We start from the raw sequence: 22,327 nt of genomic DNA on the forward strand, positions 1-22,327 counted from the left end.
GAAAACACACATAAGATGTAAGGGTAACTCACACAATGACCTTGAGGCCAGCTTGCGGCGTCTTAAATCACCCGAGAGAAACGCTGGCGATTCTGCTGTTCCAGGTAAGCATCAAAGACCATGCACACCGAACGGACCAACAACCGGCCGGCTGGCAGGACCACGATTTTTTCGCTGTCGAGTTCGATCAGGCCATCCTCGGCCATGCTCTGCAACTGCGGCCAGAGCTCGCTGAAGTAGCCGCGAAAATCGATGTTGAAGGCCTGCTCGATCTGTGCGAATTCCAGGCTGAACGTGCAGATCAGCTGCTGAATCACTGCCCGTCGCAGACGGTCGTCCTGGTTGCACAGCAAACCACGACTGGTGCCCAGTTGCGCGCTGGCCAGAGCGTTTTGGTATTGATTCAGATCGCTGCTGTTCTGGCAGTACAAATCACCGATCTGGCTGATGGCCGACACCCCCAGGCCGATCAGGTCGCAATGACCGTGGGTGGTGTAACCCTGGAAGTTGCGTTGTAGCGTTGATTCTTCCTGAGCGATGGCCAGCTCATCGTCCGGCAGGGCGAAATGATCCATGCCGATGTAGCGGTAACCGGCGGCGGTCAGTTGTTCGATGGTGCGCTGGAGCATGTTCAGTTTTTCGGCGGGTGCCGGCAGGTCGTTGCTGTCGATTCGCCGCTGCGGCATGAAGCGTTCGGGCAGGTGCGCGTAGTTGAACACCGAGAGCCGATCCGGTTGCAGGTTGATGACTTCGTCCACAGTGCGGGCGAAGTTCTCGGCGGTTTGTCTGGGCAGGCCGTAAATCAAATCGATGTTGATCGAGCGGAACTGCAAGGTGCGCGCCGCCTCGATCACCGCTCGGGTCTCCTCCAGACTTTGCAGGCGATTGACCGCGCGCTGTACCGCGGGGTCGAGGTCCTGCAGGCCGATGCTGACCCGGTTGAAACCCAGCTCGCGCAGCAGGCCCATGGTCGACCAGTCGGCTTCCCGTGGGTCGATCTCGATGCCGTAATCGCCGGAGTCATCGTCCAGCAGATTGAAATGCTTGCGCAGTTGCGCCATCAACTGGCGCAGTTCGTCGTGGCTGAGAAAGGTCGGGGTGCCACCGCCGAAGTGCAATTGTTCGACTTTCTGGCTTGGGTCCAGGTGACAGGCGATCAGCTGAATTTCCTGTTCCAGCCGCTGCAAGTAGGGCAGGGCGCGGCCGCGGTCCTTGGTGATGACCTTGTTGCAGGCGCAGTAGTAGCAGATGTTTGCGCAGAACGGCACATGCACGTACAGCGACAATGGTCGCAGGGCCTTGCGGCTGTCACGCAGGGCGTGGAGCAGGTCGAACGTACCGACCTGACTGTTGAATTGCACCGCGGTCGGGTACGAGGTGTAGCGTGGTCCCGCCAGGTCATAACGGCGGATCAGATCTGTGTCCCAACGAATGGCGTCGAGCATGCGGGCATTCCCCCGGATAGGCTGGCAGTGTTGGCGAGTCTAGGGGGTGCGGCGTTGGGGCATCTTGATTTGCATCAACGGGGCATTCGGTCGGGATCCGCGTTGTCGGTGACGGCCCCATCGCGAGCAAGCTCGCTCCCACAGGGATTTTGTGAACACCGGAAATCCAATGTGGGAGTGAGCTTGCTCGCGAAGGGCGCACCGCCGATCTAATGCCCCATCAACCAATGCTGATGCGGCCCCGGCAGGGTCCAGATGCCGAACAGGATGACCAGCAAGCCGCCGGTCATGCGTACGCTGCGTTTGCGCAAAAGCGCGGTGACCCGCTCGGCGGCAAGGCCAGTGGCGAGCAGCACCGGCCAGGTGCCAAGGCCAAACGCGAGCATCAATAACGCGCTATCGATGGCGTTGCCCTGGCTGGCAGACCACAGCAGCGTGCTGTAGACCAAACCGCAAGGCAGCCAGCCCCAAAGTGCGCCAAGCAGCAACGCCCGCGGCAGGCTCGACACCGGCAGCAGGCGGTTGGCAATGGGTTGTATGTAGCGCCACAGACCGCGTCCCAGGCTTTCGATACGGGTCAGGCCGCTCCACCAGCCGGCCAGGTACAGGCCCATGGCGATCAGCAGCAATCCGGCCAGAATACGCATGAACATCGCCGCCGGGCTGTTGGCCACGGCCCATCCCGCCAGGCCGATCAGCAGGCCGGCGGTGGCGTAGCTGAGAATCCGCCCGAGGTTGTACGCCAGCAGCAGACGAAAACGCCGGCTGCGCTGTTCCTTGGGAATCGCCAGGGTCAGCGCGCCCATCAACCCGCCACACATGCCCAGGCAATGGCCGCCACCGAGTAGACCAAGGATCACCGCAGAAACCAGCAGTGGCGCCAACTCAAGCATGAGGCGGGGCCTTGTCGGTCGGTTTGGCCGGATCAGTCGGTGAGTGACCGCTGGCTTCATCGACCGCTGCCTGATGGTTCGGGTCCTGGTCGTCGAACAGGATGCTGTGGGCCGGACCGTCGAGGTCGTCGTACTGACCGCTGTCGACCGCCCAGAAGAAGATGTAAATGGCGATGGCGACGATCAGCAGCGCCGCCGGGATCATCACATAAAGAGCTGGCATCTGGACTCCATGCTCGCGCGGTCAGGCCGGCAGCGGGCGGGTTTCTGGTGTGGTGCGCAATGGCGGCATACTCGGCATGCGAGTCAGGCGGAGCGCATTCAGTACCACAGTCAACGAGCTGATGGACATGCCGACCGCAGCCCATACCGGAGTGATCCAGCCGAGGGCGGCGAACGGCAACATGAGGCCATTGTACAGCCCGGCCCACAGCAGGTTCTCGATGATTACCCGGCGTGTACGTCGGGCCAGGCTGAAGGCTTGCACCAACGCATCGAGACGATTGGACAGCAGCACCGCGTCGGCGCTGGTTTTCGCCAGATCGGTGGCCGAACCCATGGCCACGCTGATGTCGGCGGCGGCCAGCACCGGCACGTCGTTGACCCCGTCACCGAGCATCAACACCTTGCGGCCTTCCTGGTGCAGTTGCTTGAGCACTTGCAACTTGTCATCCGGGCGTAAACCGCCTCGGGCTTCGTCGATACCCAATTCAGCGGCGACACTGGCAACCATCGGTGAGCTGTCACCAGACAGCAGCAACGTGCGCCAACCGCGTGCTTTACACGCTGCGAGCAGCGCAGGAGCATCGCTGCGCAGACGGTCATCGAGCACGAACCAGGCCAGCGCGCCGTGGCTGTCGCCGAGCAACAGCCATTGGCCGGCTTCACCCGGGATTGCCGGCACAGCACAGCCGCTGAGTTCGCAGACAAACGCCGGTTGACCGATGCGCAGACGCTGTTCGCCAACCAGGCCCTCAAGGCCCAATCCAGGGGTGCTGAGCACTTCTTCGGCAGCCAGCGGCGCCCGGCCAAAGGCGCGGGCGATCGGGTGTTCGGAGCGGTTTTCCAGGGCGGCAGCGAGGCCCAGGCACTGGTCGCTGTCGAGCGCGCCCAGTGGCCGAATCGAACGCAAAGCCAGGCGACCTTCAGTGAGCGTCCCGGTCTTGTCGAAAATCACCGTGTCGATCTGATTCAGGCCTTCCAGTACGTGGCCGCGTGTCAGCAGCAGGCCGAGTTTGTGCAAGGTGCCGGTGGCGGCGGTGAGCGCGGTCGGCGTGGCCAGCGACAAGGCGCAAGGGCAGGTCGCGACCAGCATCGCCAGCACGATCCAGAAGGCGCGGGACGCATCCAGTTCCCACCAGAGCAGACCGATGGCAGCGGCGGCAATCAGTGACAACAGCAGGAACCACTGTGCGGCGCGGTCGGCAATTTCTGCCAGGCGTGGTTTCTCGGCCTGGGCGCGCTCCAGCAGACGGACGATGGCCGAGAGGCGAGTGTCCTGACCCAGCGCCAGCACTTCGACGGTCAGCGCGCCCTCGACGTTCAGGGTGCCGGCAGTCACTGCATCGCCCAGTGTTCGAGGTTGTGGCAGGTACTCGCCAGTCAGCAGCGACTCATCGATGCTCGACTGGCCGTCGAGGATTTTGCCGTCGGCCGGGAGGATGGCGCCGGGATGCACCAATACCTGGTCCCCGAGACGCAACTCGCTGAGCAGGATGCGCTCGCTCTGACCGTCCGCGCTCAGGCGCAGGCATGACGCGGGTAACAGGTTGACCAGTTGCGCGGTGGCTGCGGCGGTGCGTTCGCGGGCGCGGCGTTCCAGGTAGCGGCCAGCCAGTAGAAACAGTGCAAACATCCCGACTGCGTCGAAATACAGCTCGCCGACTCCAGTGATCGAGGTCCAGATCCCGGCGAGGTAGGCGCCGCCGATGGCCAGCGAAACGGAAACGTCCATGGTCAGGTGGCGGGTGCGCAGGTCGCGCATCGCGCCTTTGAAGAACGGTGCGCAGCTGTAGAACACAATCGGCGTGGTCAGGAACAGTGCGACCCAGCGCAGGATGGTGTGCAGTTCGGGACTGAGGTCGATGTTGAATTCCGGCCAGGTGGCCATGGTCGCCATCATCGCCTGAAACCACAGTAAACCGGCGACGCCCAGTTGGCGCAAGGCCAGGCGGTTTTCGCTGGCCAGTTGCTCGCTGGCGCGGTCGGCCTGATACGGGTGGGCGGCATAACCGATGTGGCGCAGCTCGCTGAGCACCTGGCTCAACGGCAACTGGCTGTCGGCCCAGCGCACGTGCAGGCGATGGTTGGACAGATTCAGCCGTGCTTCGGTCACGGCCGGCAGGCTGCGCAGGTGTTTCTCGATCAACCAGCCGCAGGCCGCGCAGCTGATGCCTTCCATCAGCAAGGTGGTTTCAGCGAGTTCGCCTTCGTGGCGAACAAAAGGTTGTTGCACGTCGGCGCGGTCATACAGCGCCAACTCGTCCACCAATTGCACCGGCAAGGCTTCGGGGTTGGCCGAGGCCTCGCTGCGGTGGCTGTAATAATGTTCCAGCCCGCCTGCGACAATCGCTTCGGCCACGGCCTGGCAGCCTGGACAGCAGAGCTCGCGGGTTTCGCCGAGGATGACGGCGGTAAACCGGCTGCCAGATGGGACGGGCAGGGCGCAGTGGTAGCAGGGAGTTGGCGTGGTCATGAGTTGGATCTATGTCGGCTGGGAGGGCCTCATCGCGAGCAAGCTCGCTCCCACATTTGATCGGCGTCGTGCACAAGAGGTGTGTACACAGGGGGATTCACTGTGGGAGCGAGCCTGCTCGCGATGCGCGAAGCGCAGGCTCTTTACTGCTTCAGATCTTCCGCGCCTTGCAGCGGTTCGTCGCCGAGTAGCAGGTCTTTGTCGTGACTGATCTGTTCTTCTTCGAACATGCGCCACACATGATCGTCCTGGCTGCCCAGCAGCTCGACGAAGCGCCGGCCTTCGATCTTGTCGCTCAGTTGGCCGATATAACGGCCCTGTTCGGTCTCGCTGCGGGTCAGGGTGATCTTGCGATCTTTTTCCGGCTGGGTCGGCGAAATCAGGTTCAGTTCCAGGGTCGCTGGCGTGCTGTTACCGGTCAGGCGCACGTCGACTTCGCCGGTCACGTCATCCAGGTGCACATGGGCGCGCAGCAGCAGGGTCTGGGCCAGCAACTCGCGGTCCAGCGAGCGGTTGATGCCTTTACCCGCCTCGTAGTAATTGTCATTGACCAGGTTGTCCGGGTTGTTCACCGCGATGGTCACCATGGACAGGGTCAGCGTCACCGAGCAGGCCAGAATACCGATGATGATCCATGGCCAGAGGTGCTTGTACCAAGGGCTGGCGGCAGTTGCTGCGGGCATGATGACTTCTCTCAACGAATTTGTGGGCCGATGAACCGGCTCTTGGCTTCAACGTGGACGCTGCTGTCGTCGGCATCCTTGAGGATGAATTTCACCTCGTTGGTGCTCGATGGCAGTTGTTCCGGTGCGCTCGATAACTCGACTGGCATGCTGAAAATTTCCCCGGCGGCCACCTTGATCTCGCGCTTGCCTTGCAGCTTGAGATCCGGCAGCCCGGAGGCTTCCAGCACATAAGTGTGGTCGCGCTGGTCCTTGTTCATGACTTTGAGGCTGTAGACGTTCTCGATCCGGCCTTCGGCGTTCTCGCGATATAGCACGCGGTCCTTGCTGACATCGAAACCGACCAGCGAGCGCATGAAGAACGCGGTGATCAGCAAGCTGATCATCGCCAGCAACACCAGCGCGTAACCGATCAGGCGCGGACGCAGTTTATGGGTTTTTTGCCCGGACAGGTTGTGTTCGGTGGTGTAGCTGATCAGCCCGCGCGGGTACTCCATCTTGTCCATGATGCTGTCGCAGGCATCGATGCAGGCGGCGCAACCGATGCATTCGATCTGCAAGCCGTCACGGATGTCGATACCGGTCGGGCACACCTGAACGCACATGGTGCAGTCGATGCAGTCGCCTAGTCCCTGGGCCTTGTAGTCGATGCCTTTTTTGCGAGGTCCACGGCTTTCACCACGGCGCGGGTCGTAGGAAACGATCAGCGTGTCCTTGTCGAACATCACGCTCTGAAAGCGTGCGTAAGGGCACATGTATATGCACACCTGCTCGCGCAACCAGCCGGCGTTGCCGTAGGTGGCGAGGGTGAAGAAGCCGACCCAGAAATATGACCAGCCATCGGCCTGGCCGATGAAGAAGTCGATGGTCAGTTCACGAATCGGCGAAAAGTAGCCGACGAAGGTCATACCGGTGACGAAGCCGATCAACAGCCACATTGTGTGTTTGCTGAGTTTGCGCAGGAATTTGTTGGCGCTCATCGGCGCCTTGTCGAGCTTGATGCGCTGGTTGCGGTCGCCTTCGGTGACCTTCTCGCACCACATGAAAATCCAGGTCCAGACGCTCTGCGGGCAGGTATAGCCGCACCAGACACGCCCGGCGTACACGGTAATGAAGAACAGGCCAAAGGCGCTGATGATCAACAAGCCGGACAGCAGAATGAAATCCTGCGGCCAGAAGGTTGCACCGAAGATGAAGAATTTACGCTCCGGCAGATCCCACCAGACGGCTTGGTGGCCGCCCCAGTTGAGCCAGACCGTGCCGAAATACAGCAAAAACAACGCGGCGCCGCCGGTCATTCGCAGATTACGGAACAGGCCGGTGAAGGCGCGGGTGTAGATTTTTTCCCGAGAGGCGTAGAGGTCGACGCTGTTGTTCGCGTTCTTGGCAGGCGGGGTAACGTCGTGTACCGGAATCTGGTTGCTCATCTATTGCATCCCACGGCAGTGGAAAAATGCCCCGGTCAGTACGTGCCGACCGCGGTCAAAAAGGGGTGTTGCAGTGGCGCAATGATACGCCTGTAGCTCTAGTGCAAGGGTGCGACCTTTGGTCGCGTTGGGTAAAAATCGTGGATGGTGTAGCAAATGTAACAAATCATGATGCAGATCAATTGACTTGTTGAGTATAGCTGCCCGCTCAGCAGGGGGGCGACAGTGCGCCCGCAAGGGGCGTAACGAGTCGGGCTCACTCGCCCCATGCCCTCCACTGGTTTAACGTTCATATGTGCTGGAATGTATAGAGCATGTTTTTAGTGGGCTTTTGAAACGTGTAAGTGTCAGAGAATGTTGGACATATTTTCTGTTGATCTGCAGAGGCTTGTTGTTTGTTAATTATGAGTAGGCAATATATTTTGCAGTGGCTGCAGTCAAGTGGCAGTTAAATATCAATGGAAATGGATTTCTATGACGCTCTATAAAAGAAGTAAGCTGTTAGTGTGTTTTGCGTTAGCGATGGTTGTTCCGGTGGCCTATGGGGCCTCGTCAGCAGAAACACCGCACCACCTGGTGTTTGTTTCGGACTCGCAATACCCCTGGAGTGATCTTACCGATCAGGACCTCCCGGACCCAAACAAGGAGGCGCGCTCAAAGGAGTTAATAGAACTGCAATACTCCGATATTTCAAGCTTCAGGAGACTGAATGGCGGTGCGTCCCGTATACCGGTGATGATCAATGGTGACATCACGGCATTTGGTCATGCTGGCGAGCGCTCATACATGCGTTCGGTTTTCGAGAATAAACTGGAGGGGCTCTATGATTACGGGTTGGGTAATCATGACTATGCCAATAATGTGGATGACTGCTTCCTGAATAACTGTGCGGCTGGAAGTGTCAACAACCTCAAGGACCGTTACTGGGGGAAGGTCGAATCCTTGGATCTGGCGGCAAGAAGCTCAGGCTTTGGGAAGGTCTACTATGGCAGTCTCGCTTACTCGAAAAGTGTCGGTGATGTGCATTTGGTTCAATTGAATAACGAGCCGACCTATACCGTAGGTTTTACCTCCGGTAATCCGCTTGCTCCAACAGTGTTTGAAATTACGCCTGCGCTTGACTGGCTGGAGCGGGATTTAAAAAAGGCTCGAGAGCAGGGCAAGATCATCATTCTGAATATGCACAAGGTTTACCGGTGGGACGGCAACGATGAGCAGATTTCGAGATTCAAACAGATGATCGAGCAATACAAGGTGACGGCGGTCTTCGGTGGGCATGACCACTGGGGCGCGGGGACTTATTTTGATTGGGATAAAACCAAGCATTTTGGTGATGTGCCGGTATTCCTCAGCGGCTCCGCTTCGCAGCAAACGTATTTGATTGCCGATCTTTCCATTGAGAAGCAGTCGCTCACTGTCAGCGTCGTTCGAAACAGCAATTGGCCAAGTCGCAAAGTCGACAAGGTCATACCGCTGCTCAAGTAAGCGTGGAATGAAAACGGCCCCGTCAATTCTCATTGGCGGGGCCGTTTTTTGTTGCTTCAAGCGTTTGCCTTACTGGGCGTCAGCCGCTTTCTCACCGTGAGAGAGGCTGTAAACGTAAGCAGCCAGCAGGTGAACCTTGTCGTTGCCTTGCAGTTGCGCTTGCGCAGGCATCTGGCCCTGACGGCCGTAACGGATGGTCTGCTGCAGTTGGGCGAAGCTCGAACCGTAGATGAACGCTGCCGGGTGAGTCAGGTTAGGTGCGCCCATGGCTGGGGTGCCTTTACCTTCCGGACCGTGGCAAGCCACGCAGTTGGCGGCGAAAATCTTCTGGCCGGCAACCGGATCAGCCTTGGCACCTTCCGGCAGTTTGCGGCCATCGAGGTTGGTCAGTACGTAAGAAGCGACGTCGCTGACGCCTTGCTCACCGATGACTTCACCCCAGGCCGGCATCATCGCGTGACGGCCGCCCATGATGGTGGTCTTGATGGTTTCCGGCTCGCCGCCCCAACGCCAGTCTTCGTCGGTCAGGTTAGGGAAGCCGTAAGCGCCTTTGGCGTCGGAACCGTGGCAAACCGAGCAGTTGGAGGCGAACAGGCGGCCCCCCATCTTCAGGGCTTGCGGGTCCTTGGCGACTTCTTCAATCGGCATGGCCGCGAATTTGGCAAAGATCGGACCGAACCTGGCGTCCGATTTGGCCATTTCCTTTTCCCACTCGTGAACACCGGTCCAGCCGGCCTGGCCGTTGGCGAACGCGGTCTGCTTCTCGTTGTCGAGGTAGCCGTAACCCGGCAGCAGACCTTTCCAGTTACCCAGGCCAGGGTACAGCGCCAGGTAGCCAAGGGCGAAGATGATGGTGCCGACAAACAGCATGAACCACCATTTCGGCAGCGGGTTGTCGTACTCCTCGATCCCGTCGAAGGAGTGGCCAACCTTCTCATCCGTCTGTTCGGCGCGCTGGCCCTTGCGGGTCGACAGCAGCAGCCAGGTCAGGGCGAAGATGGTACCCAGACTGAGGACTGTGACGTACAGACTCCAGAACGTAGTCATTCTTTGTTACTCCTAGAAGCTTGCTCGACGTGCTTGATGGCTTCGGGATCATCCGCGAAAGGCAGCAAGGTCGCGTCTTCAAACTCCGACTTGCGCTTGGGGCTGAACACCCACAACGCCAGACCGATAAAGGCAACCATCACGACAACGGTGCCCAGGCCACGAATCATCCCGATATCCATCTAAATCACCGTTTGCTTTTGATGATGGTGCCCAGGCCTTGCAGATAGGCCACCAGCGCGTCCATTTCGGTTTTGCCCTTCACGGCATCTTTTGCACCGGCGATGTCTTCGTCGGTGTAAGGAACGCCGAGCGTGCGCAAGACTTCCATTTTCTTCGCGGTGTCCTTGCCGTCGAGCTTGTTTTCCACGAGGAACGGGTAAGCCGGCATTTTCGACTCAGGCACCACGTTGCGCGGGTTGTACAAGTGCGCACGCTGCCAGTCATCGGAATAACGACCGCCAACACGGGCCAGGTCCGGACCGGTACGCTTGGAGCCCCACAGGAACGGGTGGTCCCAGACGCTTTCGCCGGCTACCGAGTAGTGGCCATAACGTTCGGTTTCAGCACGGAACGGACGGATCATCTGCGAGTGGCAGCCGACACAACCGTTGGCGATGAAAATGTCACGGCCTTCAAGTTCCAGCGCCGGGCGCGGCTTCATGCCTTCAACCGGCTTGTTGGTCACGTCCTGAAAAAACAACGGGACGATCTGGGTCAGGCCGCCGATGCTGACGGCGATGACCATGAAGAAGGCCAGCAGGCCGATATTCTTCTCGACTACTTCATGCTTCATCAGTGAGCTCCAACGACAGCGATCTGAGCGGCGGCTTCAGCTTCTTCCGGATTCGAGGCGCGTACGGTACGGAACACGTTGTACGCCATGAACAGCATGCCGCTGGCAAAGAACGCACCGCCAATGGCGCGAACGATGAAGCCAGGGTGGCTGGCTTGCAGCGCTTCGACGAAGGAGTAGGTGAGGGTGCCGTCATCGTTGATGGCACGCCACATCAGGCCCTGGGTGATGCCGTTGACCCACATCGAAGCGATGTAAAGCACGGTACCGATGGTTGCGAGCCAGAAGTGCGTGTTGATCAGGCCGATGCTGTGCATCTGCGGACGACCGAAGACTTTCGGGATCATGTGGTACAGCGCACCGATCGAAATCATCGCCACCCAGCCCAAGGCGCCGGCGTGTACGTGGCCGATGGTCCAGTCAGTGTAGTGAGACAGCGAGTTGACGGTCTTGATGGCCATCATCGGGCCTTCGAAGGTCGACATGCCGTAGAACGCCAGGGACACGACCAGGAAACGCAGGATCGGGTCGGTACGCAGCTTATGCCAGGCACCCGACAGGGTCATCATGCCGTTGATCATGCCGCCCCAGCTTGGCGCCAGCAGGATGATCGACATCGCCATGCCCAGCGACTGAGCCCAGTCCGGCAGTGCGGTGTAGTGCAGGTGGTGCGGGCCAGCCCAGATGTACAGGGTGATCAGTGCCCAGAAGTGCACGATCGACAGGCGATACGAGTAGATCGGACGCTCGGCCTGTTTCGGCACGAAGTAGTACATCATCCCCAGAAAGCCGGTGGTCAGGAAGAACCCTACCGCGTTGTGGCCGTACCACCACTGGATCATGGCGTCAGTCGCACCGGCGTACGCCGAGTAGGATTTGAAGAAGCTGACCGGCAAGGAGGCGTGGTTGACGATGTGCAGCATCGCCGTAACGATGATAAAGGCACCGTAGAACCAGTTACCGACGTAGATGTGCTTGGTCTTGCGCTTGACGATGGTGCCGAAGAACACCAGACCGTAGGTGACCCAGACGATAGCCAACAGGATAGCCAGAGGCCATTCCAGTTCCGCGTATTCCTTGGTGGTGGTGTAACCCAGCGGCAAGGTAACGATCGCGCCAACGATTACAGCCTGCCAACCCCAGAAGTGGAAGGCGGCCATGCTGTCGGAAATCAGTCGCGTTTGGCAGGTTCGCTGCACGACATAATAAGAAGTGGCAAACAGTGCACAACCACCGAAGGCGAAAATCACCAGGTTGGTGTGCAGCGGGCGTAGGCGTCCAAACGTCGTCCACGGCAGGCCGAAATTCAACTCCGGCCAGACCAGTTGCGAGGCGATGAAGACACCGAGCCCCATGCCAAGGATCCCCCAGACCACCGTCATGATGGCGAACTGGCGGACTACCTTATAGTTATAAGCAGTCGGACTGATTGCTGTGCTCATTCTAAGGTTCCACGGTTTAGGTGTTTTATTAGGGATAAAAATCGGTCGCAAGTATGGAGAAAGCGGGGGGTCATTGCAACGCGCCATGACCCATGTCAATGCTTTCTAAAGCTGATTCTGCGGCCTTTCCATGCGCCGCGTAGGGACAAAATTACCCATGGGCAAAATGTCTCGGCGGACGAAAAAGGCGAGGGGGTCGGGTCGGTTGTAACTGGGTGTGTTCAAACGAGGCGGGCAGGTGACAGACGGCAACTTGCGCGACAGCCGGTATCTACCAGCCTTTGCGGCCTGTCATCGAACAGATTCGTCGAACGCATCGTGTACGGTTGACCCATGACCGGCTGTTGCCAGTCCGCTTCGGAGCAAGCTTAGACGTGAATCCGTCGAACCGAAAGGCGGACTCATGGAGGGGTGCGACAATGGGTCGCAAAGGGGCAGGGAACTGCCGCATTCGGGTGAATGCGGCAGTAGAGCGCTCAACATTTATTCGCTTTTGCTTTCAGCCTGCAAACGCTCGGTACTGGCGTTGTGAGACAAGCTGTACACGTACGCGGCCAGCAATTGCACCTTGTCGTTGCCCAGCAGTTCGTTCTGCGCCGGCATGTGACCCTGGCGACCATGGCGGATGGTCTGTTGCAACTGCGTCAGGCTGGTGCCGTAGATGAAACCTGCCGGTTGCGTCAGGTTTGGCGCCCCCATCAGTTCCGTGCCCTGGCCGTTTGCACCGTGACAGGCTACGCAGGTGGTTTTGAACGTTTGCTGTCCGGCTTGCAGGTCAGCGCCGCTGTCGGCGGGCAGTGGCAGGCCGGCGAGCTCGTGACGAACATACGCCGCGACGTTTTTCACCCCGGTCTCACCCAATACTTCGCCCCAGGCCGGCATGGCCGCCATGCGTCCACCCATGATGGTGGTCTTGATGGTGTCGGCACTGCCGCCCCAGCGCCAGATGCTGTCCGCCAGATTGGGGAAACCGAAGGCGCCCTTGGCATCCGAGCCGTGGCAGACCGCGCAGTTGGAGGCAAACAGGCGTCCGCCCATTTTCAGCGCTTGTGGGTCTTTGGCGACTTCTTCCACGGGCATGGCCGCGAATTTGGCGAAGATCGGTCCGAATTTGGCGTCGGCCTTGGCCATTTCCTTTTCCCATTCGTGGGCGCCGGTCCAGCCTTCCTCGTAACCCGGCAGAATGCCTTTCCAGTTGCCCAGGCCCGGATAGAGGATCAGGTAACCGACGGCAAACACCAGGGTCCCGGCGAACAGCATGAACCACCACTGCGGCAAGGGATTGTCGTACTCCTCGATGCCGTCGAAGCTGTGGCCCATGGTCTGGTCGACGCTGCCCTTGGTTTCGCCCTTGCGGGTACCAATCAGCAGCCAGGTCAGGCCGATCAGGCTGCCAATGGTCAGTACGCAGATCCACGTACTCCAAAAGGTCGTCATGGCTGGGTACTCCTTGTTGTTGCGGTTTCTTGGCGAGTGGCGTCGTCGGGTTGCGGTTCATCGGCGAAGGGCAGCAGGCGCGCTTCGGCGAATTCCGGGCTGCGTTTGCCGTTGAACACCCACAGCGCCAGTCCGACAAACGCTACGAATACGACGACGGTACCCACGCCGCGGATCATTCCAGTACTCATTTCAAGCACCATGGCTCACCTCTTGCTCTTGATGGCAGTGCCGAGCACTTGCAGGTAGGCGACGAGTGCGTCCATTTCGGTCTTGCCCTTGAGCGTTTCGGTGGCACCGGTGATGTCTTCGTCGGTGTACGGAACGCCAAGAGTGCGCATGACCTGCAACTTGGTTTGGGTGTGGCTGCTGTCGAGCGGGTTGGCCACCAGCCATGGGTAGGCGGGCATCTTCGACTCCGGTACGACGTTGCGCGGGTTGTACAAGTGCGCGCGGTGCCAGTCTTCCGAGTAGCGGCCGCCGACCCGGGCCAGGTCCGGCCCCGTGCGCTTGGAGCCCCACAGGAAGGGGTGATCCCAGACACTTTCACCGGCCACCGAATAGTGGCCGTAGCGCTCGGTCTCGGCACGGAACGGACGAATCATCTGCGAGTGGCAGCCGACGCAGCCTTCGCGGATGTAGATGTCGCGCCCTTCGAGCTGCAGCGCGGTGTAAGGCTTCATGCCTTCGACCGGCTTGTTGGTGACGTCCTGGAAGAACAGCGGGACGATCTGGGTCAGACCGCCGATGCTCACCGCGAAGACCATCAGCAGCAACAGCAGGCCGACGTTTTTCTCAATCGTTTCGTGTTTCATGGCGGACTCCTCAGGCCATCTGCGCCGCGGCGGCGACTTCGGCTGGCTGCGCGGCACGCACGGTGCGCCAGGTGTTGTAAGCCATCAGCAACATGCCGCTGAAGAAGATCGCGCCGCCCACCAGTCGCACGACGTAGCCTGGGTGGCTGGCCACCAGGGTTTCGACGAAGGAGTAGGTCAGCGTGCCGTCTTCGTTGACCGCGCGCCACATCAGGCCCTGGGCGATGCCGTTGACCCACATCGAAGCGATGTAGAGCACGGTGCCGATGGTCGCGAGCCAGAAGTGCGCGTTGATCAGGCCGAGACTGTGCATCTGCGTGCGGCCGAAGATTTTCGGGATCATGTGGTACAGCGCGCCGATCGAGATCATCGCCACCCAGCCGAGTGCGCCGGCATGTACGTGGCCGATGGTCCAGTCGGTGTAGTGAGACAGCGCGTTGACCGTCTTGATGGCCATCATCGGCCCTTCGAAGGTCGACATGCCGTAGAACGCCAGCGACACCACGAGGAAGCGCAGGATCGGGTCGCTGCGCAACTTATGCCAGGCCCCCGACAAGGTCATCATACCGTTGATCATGCCGCCCCAACTTGGCGCCAGCAGTACCAGCGACATCACCATGCCCAGCGACTGTGCCCAGTCCGGCAGCGCGGTGTAGTGCAAGTGGTGCGGGCCGGCCCAGATGTACAGGGTGATCAGTGCCCAGAAGTGCACGATGGACAGGCGATACGAGTACACCGGGCGTTCAGCCTGTTTCGGCACGAAGTAATACATCATCCCGAGGAAGCCTGCGGTGAGGAAGAAGCCTACCGCGTTGTGCCCGTACCACCACTGCACCATGGCATCCGTCGCACCGCCGTAGGCCGAGTAGGACTTGGTCCAGCTCACCGGCAGGGAGGCGTGGTTGACGATATGCAGGATGGCCACGGTGATGATGAACGCACCGAAGAACCAGTTACCGACGTAGATGTGCTTGGTCTTGCGCTTCATCAGTGTGCCGAAGAACACGACGCCGTAGGCGACCCAGACGATGGCGATCAAAATGGCGATCGGCCATTCCAGCTCGGCGTATTCTTTGGAAGTGGTGTAGCCCAGCGGCAGGCTGATGGCGGCCAGGACAATGACCAACTGCCAGCCCCAGAAGCAGAATGCGGCGATTTTCGGCGCGAACAGCTGCGTCTGGCAGGTACGTTGCACCGAATAGAAGGAGGCGGCGAACAGTGCGCAGCCGCCGAACGCGAAGATCACGGCGTTGGTGTGCAGCGGGCGCAAGCGGCCGAAGCTGGTCCAGGGCAAGTTGAAGTTGAGTTCAGGCCAGACCAATTGAGCCGCGAGAAAAACCCCGAGCCCCATGCCGACGATGCCCCACACCACCGTCATAATGGCGAATTGGCGGACCACCTTGTAGTTATAGGCGGTACTTAAAGAAGTGTTCATGGTTCCCCATCCACGGTTCAGCCGAAGTGAAGACGTCTGCGCAAGGCAATGACGCTCCCTTCGCCTGGAGTTATAGGCAGATTAAAAGCGAGGCAAGCATGGACAAACAGCACAAAGCCAGTATTGACGGGGATCAATGGGCGCAGTGCGTGCGGGATCACGGATGGTTGTGGGATACCGCTTCATCGGCGGTGTCGGGCGAGCCGCGCACCTTGATTCTCGCTCACGGTGCGGGCGCGCCGATGGACAGCAGCTTCATGACCGACATCGCCGCACGCCTTGCCGCGCAGGGCGTCAACGTGTTGCGTTTCGAGTTTCCCTACATGGCGCAACGGCGTCTGGATGGCGGCAAGCGCCCGCCGAATCCGGCACCTAAATTGCTCGAATGCTGGCGTGAGGTGTATGCGCTGGTGCGACGCCATGTCGCTGGGCGGCTGGCCATTGGCGGCAAGTCCATGGGCGGGCGCATGGCCAGTTTGCTGGCCGATGAGTTGGGCGCGGATGCGCTGGTGTGTCTGGGGTATCCGTTTTATGCGGTAGGCAAACCGGAGAAGCCGCGCGTCGAGCATTTGGCCGGGCTCGAGACGCCGACGTTGATTGTGCAGGGGGAGAGGGATGCGCTGGGGAATCGCCAAGCGGTCGAGGGTTATGTGTTGTCGCCGAGTATCGAGGTGTTCTGGCTGGTGGCTGGCGATCATGATTTGAAGCCGTTGAAGGCTTCGGGGTTTACTCATGAGCAGCATTTGGCGGCTGCGGCGCAAAAAGTGGCCACATTCCTTCAGTTAAAGCTTCGGTAGCCGTCAGGGCGACATCACTTTCAAACTGGCAATAAAAAACCCGGAAGTATCACCTCCCGGGTTTTTGTATTTGCCAGCAACGATCAGCGGTTAAAGCGCTCCACCAACGAATACTGGGTATTCGCCGTACGGGTCAGCTCTTCACTCAGCAAGGCCGAGTTCTGTGCCTGTTCCGAGGTCTGGTCAGCCAATTGCGCAATGGTGCTGATGTTGCGGCTGATCTCTTCGGCCACCGCACTTTGCTCTTCGGTAGCGGCAGCGATTTGCGTGGTCATGTCGGTGATGTTGGCTACCGCTTCGCTGATGCCCACCAGCGCCTGGTCAGCTTCCAGAACCCGCGCCACGCCTTCTTCAGCCTGACGATGACCCGCTTCCATGGTTTGCACCGCCGTGCTGGCGGTTTGTTGCAGCTTGGCGATCAGGCTGTGGATCTGCCCGGTCGATTCGCTGGTGCGTTGCGCCAGTTGCCGCACTTCATCGGCCACCACCGCAAAACCACGACCCATCTCGCCGGCACGAGCCGCTTCGATGGCGGCGTTCAACGCCAGCAGGTTGGTCTGGTCGGCAATGCCTTTGATCACGTCGACCACGCCACCGATTTCGTCGCTGTCCTTGGCCAGTTGGGTCACGGTCAGACCGGTTTCACCGACCACCACCGACAGACGCTGGATCGCCTCACGGGTTTCGCCGGCGATGTCACGACCGCGACCGGTCAGGCGATTGGCTTCCTGGGTGGCGTCAGCGGTACGTTGCACGTGGCTGGCGACTTCCTGGGTGGTGGCGGCCATCTGGTTGACGGCGGTAGCGACTTGCTCGGTTTCGACGCGCTGACGTTCCAGGCCTGTCGAGCTTTTGTGCGCCAGGGTGTCGGATTGTCGAGCCTGTTCGGTCAGGTGCTCGGCGGTGTCTTGCAGGCGAGTCAGGCAGGTTTTCAGACGGGCTTCCTGGCTGAGGATCGACATTTCCAGGCGCGCTTGAGCGCCGCGGCTGTCGGTGTACATCTGCGCAATCAGCGGGTCGGAGGTGGTCTGTTCGGCCAGGCGCAGCAAACGCTTGAGACCGCGCTGTTGCCAGCTCAAGCCCAGCAGGCCGAGCGGCACCGAAAGCCCGGCAGCGAGGGCAAAGCCCCATTGCGAGTTGAGGGACGCGCCGATCATGAAGCTCAGCTGGCTGATCAGAATGAACGGCAACCAGTCCTGTAGCACCGGCAGCCATTTGTCTGTTTGAGGAATGGCCGACTTGCCCTGATTGATGCGTTGGTAGAGCGCTTCGGCGCGGCGGATCTGTTCGGCGGTGGGCTTGACCCGCACCGACTCGTAACCGACCACCTGCTTGCCGTCGAATACCGGTGTGACATAGGCGTTAACCCAGTAGTGGTCACCGGTCTTGCAGCGATTCTTGACAATGCCCATCCATGGCAAGCCTTGTTTCAGTGTGTCCCACATGTGCGCGAAGACTGCAGCCGGGACGTCGGGGTGACGAACCAGGTTGTGCGGTGCACGGATCAGCTCTTCACGAGAAAACCCGCTGATTTCGACGAACGCGTCGTTGCAGTAGGTGATCAGGCCTTTGGCATCGGTAGTCGAGATCAACCGTTGCTGAGCAGGGAAGGTTCGTTCGCGTTGTGTAATGGGCTGGTTATTACGCATGGCTTTTTCAATCCGCAAGGCTTTGACAGGTTGTCGGCGGCATAAGGAATAAATTGAAATAATTTTTCAATATTTAGCAGTGACGCACATTGTTTGCTCAAACAAAAACACCGCCATTCAGGCGGTGTCTTTGTCAGCAGGTCATTACGACGCGATCAACTGCCGCAACACGTAATGCAGAATCCCTCCCGCCTTGAAGTATTCCACTTCGTTCAGCGTGTCGATCCGGCACAGCACGTCCACCTTCTCACTGCTGCCGTCCTCACGGGTGATCACCAGCGTCAGGTTCATTCGCGGTGTCAACTCGACGCCTGTCAGTCCCTGAATGCTGAGGGTCTCCTTGCCAGTCAGGTTCAGGCTCTTGCGGTTCTGGTCGAGCTTGAATTGCAGCGGCAACACGCCCATGCCCACCAGGTTGGAACGATGAATCCGTTCGAAGCTCTCGGCGATCACCGCTTTGACGCCCAGCAGGTTGGTGCCCTTGGCCGCCCAGTCACGGCTTGAACCGGTGCCGTATTCCTGACCGGCGATCACCACCAGCGGTGTGCCCGCCGCTTGATAGCGCATGGCGGCATCGTAGATCGGCAGTTTTTCACCCGTTGGAATATAGAGCGTATTGCCGCCTTCTTCGCCGCCGAGCATTTCGTTGCGAATGCGGATGTTGGCGAAGGTGCCGCGCATCATCACTTGATGGTTACCGCGACGTGAACCGTAAGAGTTGAAGTCTCGCGGTTCCACCCCTTGTTCACGCAGGTAGCGCCCGGCCGGGCTGTCGGCCTTGATGTTGCCGGCGGGAGAGATGTGGTCGGTGGTCACCGAATCGCCCAGCAGGGCCAGCACGCGTGCACCGCTGATGTCCTGAATCACCGGCAGGGGGCCGGAAATGTCATCGAAGAACGGCGGATGCTGGATGTAGGTGGAGTCCTTCTGCCAGACGTACGTCGCCGCTTTCGGGACTTCGATGGCTTGCCACTGCGCGTCACCGGCGAACACTTCGGCGTATTCCTTGTGGAACATCGCGGTGTCGACCTGCGCCACGGCGTCGGCGATTTCCTTGCTGCTTGGCCAGATGTCTCGCAGGTACACCGGTTTGCCATCCTTGCCATCACCCAGCGACTCGCTGCTGATGTCCATGCGCACGCTGCCGGCCAGGGCATAAGCGACGACCAGCGGCGGGGAGGCCAGCCAGTTGGTTTTCACCAGTGGATGCACGCGACCTTCGAAGTTGCGGTTGCCGGACAGCACCGAGGCGACGGCCAGGTCGGAGCTCTGAATGGCTTTTTCAATCGGTTCCAGCAACGGCCCGGAGTTACCGATGCAGGTGGTGCAGCCATAGCCGACCAGAGAAAAGCCCAGTTGATCGAGGTATTGGGTCAGGCCGGCGGCCTTGTAGTAGTCGGTGACCACTTTGGAGCCAGGTGCCAGAGAACTCTTCACCCACGGTTTGCGTTTGAGGCCTTTCTCCACGGCTTTTTTCGCCACTAACCCTGCGGCCATCATCACGCTCGGGTTGGAGGTGTTGGTGCAAGAGGTGATGGCAGCAATCACCACGGCACCGTTTTTCAGGCGATAGGTCTGGCCCTCGTACTCGTAATCCGCTTCACTCACCTGATCGGCATTGCCGACGGCGACACCGCCGCCACCTTCGCTTTCGAGGCGGCCTTCGTCCTTGCTGGTAGGGCGGGTGGGCTTGACTTGCAGGCCGAGGAAATCAGTGAACGCCTGAGCGACATTCGGCAGCGACACCCGGTCCTGCGGGCGTTTGGGGCCGGCGAGGCTGGCTTCGACGCTGCTCATGTCCAGCGCCAGGCTGTTAGTGAATACCGGTTCTTGACCGGGCAGACGCCACAGGCCCTGGGTTTTGCAGTAGGCCTCGACCAGTTTCACCGTCGCGGTGGGGCGACCGGACAGGCGCAGGTACTCCAGCGTCACGTCGTCCACCGGGAAGAAGCCGCAGGTGGCGCCGTATTCCGGGGCCATGTTGGCGATGGTCGCACGATCCGCCAACGGCAACTCGGCGAGGCCGTCACCATAAAATTCGACGAATTTGCCGACCACGCCTTTCTTGCGCAGCATCTGGGTGACGGTCAACACCAGGTCGGTGGCGGTGATGCCTTCCTTGAGTTTGCCGGTCAGTTTGAAGCCGATCACTTCCGGGATCAGCATCGACACCGGTTGGCCGAGCATCGCCGCTTCCGCTTCGATGCCGCCAACCCCCCAGCCGAGTACGCCGAGGCCGTTGATCATGGTGGTGTGGGAATCGGTGCCCACCAGCGTATCCGGGAAGGCGTAGGTGCGACCATCCTCATCCTTGGTCCACACGGTGCGGCCAAGGTATTCCAGATTGACCTGGTGACAGATGCCGGTGCCCGGCGGCACGACGCTGAAGTTGTCGAAGGCGCTCTGGCCCCAGCGCAGAAAGGCATAACGCTCGCCATTGCGTTGCATTTCGATGTCGACGTTCTGGGTGAAGGCAGTGCTGCTGGCGAACTTGTCGACCATGACCGAGTGATCGATCACCAGGTCCACCGGCGACAGCGGATTGATTCGCTGCGGATCGCCACCGGCCTTGGCCATGGCGGCGCGCATGGCGGCGAGGTCGACCACCGCCGGCACACCGGTGAAGTCCTGCATTAATACGCGCGCGGGGCGGTACTGGATTTCCCGGTCGCTGCGCCGCTCTTTGAGCCAGGCGGCGAGGGCCTTGAGGTCGGCACCGGTGACGGTTTTTTCGTCTTCCCAGCGCAGCAGGTTTTCCAGCAGGACTTTGAGTGACATCGGCAGCTTGTCGAGATCGCCTAACGCTTTGGCGGCTTCCGGCAAGCTGAAGTAATGATAGGTCTTGTCGTCTATTTGTAGTGTTTTAAGGGTTTTCAGGCTATCGAGGGACGGCATTGAAATGACTCCTTTTGGTCCGCACGGCTACGGACTGGCGGGACAGACAGAACTCTTAACCTAGCCCTGTTTAGACGTTAAGGCTAATAACCGGACTCTATGGACAAGTCCAGGCTTGTGAACTCGGCTATCATGCGCCGGTTTTCGTGACAGGCTTTGCTTCAACGCAAGTCTGGGCATCGCGCAGTGGTTGAATGTCTCGCCATCTGCCCAGGAGTAAGAATGAACACCCTCTTTATGCATTGCCGGCCGGGCTTCGAAGGCGAAGTCTGTTCCGAGATTTCCGAACATGCCGCACGGCTGAATGTGGCCGGTTATGCCAAGGCGAAAACCGCCAGCGCCTGCGCCGAGTTTGTCTGCACCGAAGAAGATGGCGCCGAGCGCCTGATGCACGGCCAGCGTTTTTCCCAGCTGATCTTTCCGCGCCAGTGGGCTCGCGGGATCTTCATCGATCTGCCGGAAACCGACCGTATCAGCGTGATCCTCGCCCATCTGGCGAGCTTCCCGACGTGCGGTAGTCTGTGGCTGGAAGTGGTCGATACCAACGATGGCAAAGAGCTATCGAACTTCTGCAAGAAATTCGAAGGCCCGTTGCGCAAGGCGCTGACCGGTGCCGGCAAATTGGTGGAAGACCCCAACAAGCCGCGTTTGCTGCTGACCTTCAAAAGCGGCCGTGAAGTGTTCGTCGGCCTGGCCGAGGCCAATAACTCGGCGATGTGGCCGATGGGCATTCCGCGTTTGAAGTTTCCGCGTGACGCGCCAAGCCGTTCGACCTTGAAGCTGGAAGAGGCGTGGCACCATTTCATCCCTCGCGACCAGTGGGACGAGCGCCTGCACAGCGATATGACCGGCGTCGACCTGGGCGCCGCACCTGGCGGCTGGACCTGGCAACTGGTCAACCGTGGCATGTTGGTGACGGCTATCGATAACGGCCCGATGGCTGAAAGCCTGATGGACACCGGGCTGGTCCAGCACTTGATGGCCGACGGTTTCACCTTCAAGCCCAAGCAGCCGGTGGACTGGATGGTCTGCGACATCGTCGAGAAGCCGGCGCGCAACGCCGCGATGCTGGAAGAGTGGATTGGTGAGGGTCATTGCCGCGAGGCGGTGGTCAACCTGAAACTGCCGATGAAGCAGCGCTATGCCGAAGTGAAGCGCTTGCTCGAGCGCATTGAAGAAGGCTTCAAGGCGCGTGGCATTCGGGTCGATATCGGCTGCAAGCAGCTGTACCACGACCGCGAGGAAGTGACCTGCCATTTGCGCCGGCATGATGTGAGCAAACCTAAAAAGCGCTAGATCACTGTGGGAGCGAGCTTGCTCGCGATGAGGGCGTGACATTCAACATCTGTGTTGACTGATCGATTGCTATCGCGAGCAAGCTCGCTC

At 59.9% G+C, this 22,327-nt stretch carries 19 protein-coding genes; 3 read left to right on the plus strand and 16 right to left on the minus strand.

The genetic code is table 11. The features are described from left to right. Positions 1-62: 62 nt before the first annotated feature. From hemN to ccoG, 6 genes are all read right to left on the minus strand, one after another. Entirely contained in the window at positions 63-1,445 is a 1,383-nt protein-coding gene (hemN, locus tag AC1RPZ_RS17935; protein WP_493138301.1) for an oxygen-independent coproporphyrinogen III oxidase, read from the minus strand. Between the two features lie 209 nt (positions 1,446-1,654). After that, on the minus strand, positions 1,655-2,338 hold the full coding sequence (locus tag AC1RPZ_RS17940) for a sulfite exporter TauE/SafE family protein (protein WP_493138302.1): 684 nt from the start codon (positions 2,336-2,338) through the stop codon (positions 1,655-1,657). Continuing rightward, a complete protein-coding gene (ccoS, locus tag AC1RPZ_RS17945) occupies positions 2,331-2,561 on the minus strand; it encodes a cbb3-type cytochrome oxidase assembly protein CcoS (protein WP_493138303.1) in 231 nt (76 codons plus the stop codon). The genes AC1RPZ_RS17940 and ccoS overlap by 8 nt, the downstream gene beginning before the upstream one ends. Positions 2,562-2,582: 21 nt before the next feature. Beyond that, complete coding sequence (locus tag AC1RPZ_RS17950; RefSeq protein ID WP_493138304.1) at positions 2,583-5,033, minus strand: heavy metal translocating P-type ATPase; 2,451 nt, start codon at positions 5,031-5,033, stop codon at positions 2,583-2,585. Positions 5,034-5,176: 143 nt separating this feature from the next. Beyond that, on the minus strand, positions 5,177-5,716 hold the full coding sequence (locus tag AC1RPZ_RS17955; RefSeq protein ID WP_493138305.1) for a FixH family protein: 540 nt from the start codon (positions 5,714-5,716) through the stop codon (positions 5,177-5,179). A gap of 11 nt (positions 5,717-5,727) precedes the next feature. Beyond that, positions 5,728-7,143, minus strand: a complete 1,416-nt coding sequence (gene ccoG, locus AC1RPZ_RS17960; RefSeq protein ID WP_493138306.1) for a cytochrome c oxidase accessory protein CcoG — start codon at positions 7,141-7,143, stop codon at positions 5,728-5,730. Between the two features lie 474 nt (positions 7,144-7,617). Between ccoG and AC1RPZ_RS17965 the strand changes: the two genes are divergently transcribed. After that, positions 7,618-8,628: a metallophosphoesterase family protein gene (locus tag AC1RPZ_RS17965; protein ID WP_493138307.1), complete on the plus strand. Its 1,011-nt coding sequence runs from the start codon at positions 7,618-7,620 to the stop codon at positions 8,626-8,628. A gap of 69 nt (positions 8,629-8,697) precedes the next feature. Here the strand turns inward: AC1RPZ_RS17965 and ccoP (AC1RPZ_RS17970) are convergent, their stop codons facing one another. The 8 genes from ccoP (AC1RPZ_RS17970) to ccoN (AC1RPZ_RS18005) form a co-directional block, all read right to left on the minus strand. Then, positions 8,698-9,675 carry a cytochrome-c oxidase, cbb3-type subunit III gene (gene ccoP / locus AC1RPZ_RS17970; RefSeq protein WP_493138308.1) on the minus strand — a complete coding sequence of 326 codons (978 nt, stop codon included), beginning with the start codon at positions 9,673-9,675 and terminating at the stop codon, positions 8,698-8,700. After that, positions 9,672-9,857, minus strand: a complete 186-nt coding sequence (locus tag AC1RPZ_RS17975; RefSeq protein ID WP_003175465.1) for a CcoQ/FixQ family Cbb3-type cytochrome c oxidase assembly chaperone — start codon at positions 9,855-9,857, stop codon at positions 9,672-9,674. Before AC1RPZ_RS17975 ends, ccoP (AC1RPZ_RS17970) begins: the two co-directional genes overlap by 4 nt. A 5-nt stretch (positions 9,858-9,862) precedes the next feature. Continuing rightward, complete coding sequence (gene ccoO, locus AC1RPZ_RS17980; protein WP_019689553.1) at positions 9,863-10,471, minus strand: cytochrome-c oxidase, cbb3-type subunit II; 609 nt, start codon at positions 10,469-10,471, stop codon at positions 9,863-9,865. Further along, complete coding sequence (ccoN, locus tag AC1RPZ_RS17985) at positions 10,471-11,913, minus strand: cytochrome-c oxidase, cbb3-type subunit I (protein ID WP_493138309.1); 1,443 nt, start codon at positions 11,911-11,913, stop codon at positions 10,471-10,473. The genes ccoO (AC1RPZ_RS17980) and ccoN (AC1RPZ_RS17985) overlap by 1 nt, the downstream gene beginning before the upstream one ends. 483 nt (positions 11,914-12,396) lie before the next feature. Next, on the minus strand, positions 12,397-13,350 hold the full coding sequence (ccoP, locus tag AC1RPZ_RS17990; protein ID WP_493138310.1) for a cytochrome-c oxidase, cbb3-type subunit III: 954 nt from the start codon (positions 13,348-13,350) through the stop codon (positions 12,397-12,399). Beyond that, positions 13,347-13,553, minus strand: a complete 207-nt coding sequence (locus tag AC1RPZ_RS17995; RefSeq protein WP_493138311.1) for a cbb3-type cytochrome oxidase subunit 3 — start codon at positions 13,551-13,553, stop codon at positions 13,347-13,349. Before AC1RPZ_RS17995 ends, ccoP (AC1RPZ_RS17990) begins: the two co-directional genes overlap by 4 nt. A gap of 3 nt (positions 13,554-13,556) precedes the next feature. Beyond that, a complete protein-coding gene (ccoO, locus tag AC1RPZ_RS18000) occupies positions 13,557-14,165 on the minus strand; it encodes a cytochrome-c oxidase, cbb3-type subunit II (protein WP_493138312.1) in 609 nt (202 codons plus the stop codon). A 10-nt stretch (positions 14,166-14,175) separates the two neighbouring features. Then, positions 14,176-15,600, minus strand: coding sequence for a cytochrome-c oxidase, cbb3-type subunit I (gene ccoN / locus AC1RPZ_RS18005; protein WP_493138313.1), 1,425 nt, complete (start codon positions 15,598-15,600; stop codon positions 14,176-14,178). Positions 15,601-15,698: 98 nt separating this feature from the next. Between ccoN (AC1RPZ_RS18005) and AC1RPZ_RS18010 the strand changes: the two genes are divergently transcribed. After that, positions 15,699-16,397, plus strand: coding sequence for an alpha/beta family hydrolase (locus tag AC1RPZ_RS18010; RefSeq protein ID WP_493138314.1), 699 nt, complete (start codon positions 15,699-15,701; stop codon positions 16,395-16,397). 83 nt (positions 16,398-16,480) lie between these two features. Here the strand turns inward: AC1RPZ_RS18010 and AC1RPZ_RS18015 are convergent, their stop codons facing one another. Further along, positions 16,481-18,046, minus strand: coding sequence for a methyl-accepting chemotaxis protein (locus AC1RPZ_RS18015; RefSeq protein ID WP_493138315.1), 1,566 nt, complete (start codon positions 18,044-18,046; stop codon positions 16,481-16,483). A 144-nt stretch (positions 18,047-18,190) separates the two neighbouring features. Next, a complete protein-coding gene (gene acnA / locus AC1RPZ_RS18020; RefSeq protein ID WP_493138316.1) occupies positions 18,191-20,941 on the minus strand; it encodes an aconitate hydratase AcnA in 2,751 nt (916 codons plus the stop codon). Between the two features lie 222 nt (positions 20,942-21,163). On the opposite strand from acnA, the gene rlmM reads away from it, so the two are divergent. Further along, positions 21,164-22,237 (plus strand): 23S rRNA (cytidine(2498)-2'-O)-methyltransferase RlmM, encoded by a 1,074-nt coding sequence (gene rlmM, locus AC1RPZ_RS18025; protein WP_493138317.1) that lies wholly within the window; start codon positions 21,164-21,166, stop codon positions 22,235-22,237. The last annotated feature ends 90 nt before the right edge of the window (positions 22,238-22,327 follow it).

Source organism: Pseudomonas sp. GW822-FHT02D10, from assembly GCF_058802345.1.

Bases quoted from the DNA above. Each gene is read 5' to 3' on its own strand.
- hemN (WP_493138301.1), bottom strand. From the start codon at position 1,445: ATGCTCGACGCCATTCGTTGGGACACAGATCTGATCCGCCGTTATGAC.
- AC1RPZ_RS17940 (WP_493138302.1), bottom strand. From the start codon at position 2,338: ATGCTTGAGTTGGCGCCACTGCTGGTTTCTGCGGTGATCCTTGGTCTA.
- ccoS (WP_493138303.1), bottom strand. From the start codon at position 2,561: ATGCCAGCTCTTTATGTGATGATCCCGGCGGCGCTGCTGATCGTCGCC.
- AC1RPZ_RS17950 (WP_493138304.1), bottom strand. From the start codon at position 5,033: ATGACCACGCCAACTCCCTGCTACCACTGCGCCCTGCCCGTCCCATCT.
- AC1RPZ_RS17955 (WP_493138305.1), bottom strand. From the start codon at position 5,716: ATGCCCGCAGCAACTGCCGCCAGCCCTTGGTACAAGCACCTCTGGCCA.
- ccoG (WP_493138306.1), bottom strand. From the start codon at position 7,143: ATGAGCAACCAGATTCCGGTACACGACGTTACCCCGCCTGCCAAGAAC.
- AC1RPZ_RS17965 (WP_493138307.1), top strand. From the start codon at position 7,618: ATGACGCTCTATAAAAGAAGTAAGCTGTTAGTGTGTTTTGCGTTAGCG.
- ccoP (WP_493138308.1), bottom strand. From the start codon at position 9,675: ATGACTACGTTCTGGAGTCTGTACGTCACAGTCCTCAGTCTGGGTACC.
- AC1RPZ_RS17975 (WP_003175465.1), bottom strand. From the start codon at position 9,857: ATGGATATCGGGATGATTCGTGGCCTGGGCACCGTTGTCGTGATGGTT.
- ccoO (WP_019689553.1), bottom strand. From the start codon at position 10,471: ATGAAGCATGAAGTAGTCGAGAAGAATATCGGCCTGCTGGCCTTCTTC.
- ccoN (WP_493138309.1), bottom strand. From the start codon at position 11,913: ATGAGCACAGCAATCAGTCCGACTGCTTATAACTATAAGGTAGTCCGC.
- ccoP (WP_493138310.1), bottom strand. From the start codon at position 13,350: ATGACGACCTTTTGGAGTACGTGGATCTGCGTACTGACCATTGGCAGC.
- AC1RPZ_RS17995 (WP_493138311.1), bottom strand. From the start codon at position 13,553: ATGGTGCTTGAAATGAGTACTGGAATGATCCGCGGCGTGGGTACCGTC.
- ccoO (WP_493138312.1), bottom strand. From the start codon at position 14,165: ATGAAACACGAAACGATTGAGAAAAACGTCGGCCTGCTGTTGCTGCTG.
- ccoN (WP_493138313.1), bottom strand. From the start codon at position 15,600: ATGAACACTTCTTTAAGTACCGCCTATAACTACAAGGTGGTCCGCCAA.
- AC1RPZ_RS18010 (WP_493138314.1), top strand. From the start codon at position 15,699: ATGGACAAACAGCACAAAGCCAGTATTGACGGGGATCAATGGGCGCAG.
- AC1RPZ_RS18015 (WP_493138315.1), bottom strand. From the start codon at position 18,046: ATGCGTAATAACCAGCCCATTACACAACGCGAACGAACCTTCCCTGCT.
- acnA (WP_493138316.1), bottom strand. From the start codon at position 20,941: ATGCCGTCCCTCGATAGCCTGAAAACCCTTAAAACACTACAAATAGAC.
- rlmM (WP_493138317.1), top strand. From the start codon at position 21,164: ATGAACACCCTCTTTATGCATTGCCGGCCGGGCTTCGAAGGCGAAGTC.